2 protein-coding genes are annotated in these 2,013 nt (G+C 74.0%); both read right to left on the bottom strand.

The window, feature by feature from the left end:
- Nucleotides 1-119 precede the first annotated feature (119 nt).
- The gene (locus tag EAD98_RS00400) at nucleotides 120-1,010 is read right to left on the bottom strand and encodes a regulatory iron-sulfur-containing complex subunit RicT (RefSeq protein WP_121652126.1); all 891 of its coding nucleotides are present in this window, start codon (nucleotides 1,008-1,010) and stop codon (nucleotides 120-122) included.
- A gap of 298 nt (nucleotides 1,011-1,308) precedes the next feature.
- The gene (locus EAD98_RS00405; protein WP_121652127.1) at nucleotides 1,309-1,989 is read right to left on the bottom strand and encodes a hypothetical protein; all 681 of its coding nucleotides are present in this window, start codon (nucleotides 1,987-1,989) and stop codon (nucleotides 1,309-1,311) included.
- Between the last annotated feature and the right edge of the window lie 24 nt (nucleotides 1,990-2,013).

Here is a 2,013-nt window from a genome sequence, read left to right on the forward strand (position 1 = left end):
CCCCCTGACTCCCCGCCTGGCCGAACCCCCCATAGTCCTGCGCTGACCGGTCGGCGGGTCCGCTGTTGATCAAGAGGTTCGCGTCACTCCAGGCCCGATCCCTGACGCAAACCTCTTGATCAACGCTGTCGGGTCGGGGTCGAGGTCGAGGTCGGGGTTGGGCCCTCGGGGCCGGACTGGTCACGGCTTTCGTAGGCGCGGCGGGAGCCGCAGACGTCGGCGCGGGAGCACATGGAGCGCGAGCCGTCGGCGTCCAGGCGCACGGTCACCGCATCTCTCGGGACGCTGTGGCCGATCACGCGGCCCTCCCCCTCCGGCGTGGTGACACGGGCGCCGACCGCCGGGGCGGTCTCCTGAAATCTCGCGTACAGGGGATGCTCGTACTTCAAACAGCACATCAACCGGCCACACGCGCCGGAGATGCGCAGCGGATTGAGCGGCAGGTCCTGGTCCTTGGCCATCCGGATGGTCACCGGCTCGAAGTCGGTGAGGAACGTGGCGCAGCACAGGTCCCGTCCGCATGAGCCGATGCCGCCCTGCACCCGCGCCGAGTCCCGTGCGGAGAGCTGCCGCAGTTCGACGCGACAGTGCAGGGTGGCGCCCAGGTCACGGACCAGCGAGCGGAAGTCCACGCGGTGCGGCGCGGTGAAGTAGACGGTGCTGCGTTCGCCGCCGCCCTCGGCGGAGCCGAGCACGTGGTCGACGGCCACCACCTTCATGGGCAGGCCGTGCGCACGGATGAGCCGCTTCGCGGCGACCTTGGCCTCGGCCTTGCGCCGGCGCAGCGCCTCATCCCGGCGCAGATCGTCGTCGCCGGCCAGCCCCACGAGCCGGGGAAAACCTTCGGTCTCCTCGGTCACCCACTGCGCGGCCCAGACGCACTCGGCCACCTCGGGCCCGTCGTCGGTCGGCACCAGCACCTTGTCGCCGACCTGCGGGCGCAACTCGCCGGGGTCGAGGTAGTAGAGGCGCCCGTACCGGTTGAAGCTGACCGCGCAGAGCATGCCCATGCACCCCACCCTACGACGGTTCACCGCCGAAGGGCGCGCCGGCCGTCGCCGGACGACTACCCCTCGCTGCCATCCATGACCGTCGACTTGACCGATTGCGGGGCCACCCCGTCGTGCCGTTACTCCTCGCCCGGACGGTTGAATCCGGGCCGCGGTAGGGGACAAACGCGTCCGGGCGGCGTTGAGTGGAGGCAGCCCTGCGGGGGGTGCAGGGGGAAGACCACGGCGTCGCCGCCGACGCCGGCTCAGGCCGGCGCCCGCGGGCGACGCCGTGGCCTGTCCGGGGCGCGGTGTCCGGCTACCAGCCGACCCGGGTGGTCTGGTCGTACCGGGGTCGACCGTCCACCGGGGGCCGCCAGGCGGACTCGGCCAGACTCGGCGCCCACTGGCGCAGGAGCGTCTCCGCGCCGTCGTACGCGACGCAGAGCACCGCCAGCACCCGCGCGGCGATCTCGGCCGCATCGGCCACGCCGGGCCCCACCGGGCCGGGCCGCAGCGGCGTGCCCGTGGCCATGGCGGCGACCACGGCGACCGCCTCGGCCGAGCGGAGGATGTCGGCCAGGGTGCGGGCCAGGGCGAGGCGGGTGCCCTCCACCCAGTCGGCGAGGGCGTCGGCGTAACCGGCGGTGGACTCCAGGCGCCCGACCAGGCTCTCCGGCCCCTCGTCGAGGTGGCGCAGCAACGCCGCCCGCTCCTGCCCGTACGCCGAGGCTGCCGGCCCGGACCAGAGCACGGGGTCGGTGAGCGCGGTCGAGACGTCGTCGTACCCCCGGATCAGCCGGCGCACCGAGTGCCCGGCGCCGGCGAGCGGCGCCGGATGCAGGTCGAGGAAGCCGCGGACCGCGTCGCCCGGGAGCACCTGCATCCGACGCAGCAGCGGCCAGACCCGGTGCCCCTCGGGGACGCCGGCGGCGAGCAGCGCGTCCACCCGGCGCAGCAGGTCCAGGCCGGGCTCGGCGAGCCGGTCCAGCGGATCCATCAGGGCTCCCCGGTGATGCGGCGG

This window comes from Micromonospora sp. CV4 (assembly GCF_003667455.1).
In the GTDB taxonomy this organism is placed as follows: domain Bacteria; phylum Actinomycetota; class Actinomycetes; order Mycobacteriales; family Micromonosporaceae; genus Micromonospora.